Here is a 1,029-nt window from a genome sequence, read left to right on the forward strand (position 1 = left end):
TGTTGGTATAAGCCTTAACATAATCACGTCTTTAGGCACTACCGGATAAATTACCATTGAGCAGAAAATATTATAATTTTCTCTAAGGTCCATTGCCATGTTAGCAGCCTCACCTAGTCCTCCATGGAATAATACTGGAGTAACCGGAGATTGTGTTGTACCGATATTAAAACCATGCTCTTTCAAGCCAGTTTGTAAGGCATCAACAATCTTCCATAAATTAGCTTTATGCTCAGGTTGATTTTTTAGTAATTCAAGACGCTTAATTGCACCTATTACTAATGGCATTGGAAGTGATTTTGCAAAGATCTGTGATCTCACAGTGTATCTTAAGTATTCGATAATACTCTTATTACCACCTACGAAAGCACCAATACTTGCCATTGACTTTGCAAATGTTGAGAAGTAAAGGTCGATACCATCCTGAACACCTAAATGCTCTCCTGTACCTGCACCAGTCTCTCCCATCGTTCCAAAACCGTGTGCATCATCTACAAGTAGTCTAAACTGGTATTTTTCTTTAAGCGCAATGATATCTTTCAGGTTACCCATGTTACCTGACATACCAAATACACCCTCAGTAATTAAAAGAATACCACCACCGGTTTCGTCAGTGATCTTTTTAGCTCTTTGTAATTGTTTTTCACAATTTTCGATATTGTTATGAGGGAAAACAAAGCGTTTACCCATGTGAAGTCTTACACCATCTAAAATACATGCGTGAGATTCACCATCATATACAATTACATCTTTACGGTCTACACAGGCGTCTATAATAGAAAGTACACCCTGGTATCCGTAATTTAATAGCATTACAGATTCTTTATCTATAAATTCAGCAAGCTTTTCTTCTAACTCAATATGATGAACAGAGTTACCTGACATCATTCTTGCTCCCATAGGGTAAGCGAGCCCCCAGTCTTTTGCAGCGTCTGCGTCTGCCTTTCTCACCTCTGGGTGGTTACCCAACCCCAGGTAGTTATTCAAGCTCCAGGTAAGTACTTCTTTTCCATTAAACTTCATACGAGG

General features: G+C 38.8%; 1 protein-coding gene. It reads right to left on the reverse strand.

Annotated elements, in window-relative coordinates; translation table 11 throughout:
• Positions 1–1,029, reverse strand: a 1,029-nt coding sequence (locus E1176_RS00730) for an aminotransferase class I/II-fold pyridoxal phosphate-dependent enzyme (RefSeq protein ID WP_155208678.1), incomplete at both ends; no start/stop codon positions are given.

This window comes from Fulvivirga aurantia (assembly GCF_009711475.1).
GTDB classification, from domain to species: domain Bacteria; phylum Bacteroidota; class Bacteroidia; order Cytophagales; family Cyclobacteriaceae; genus Fulvivirga; species Fulvivirga aurantia.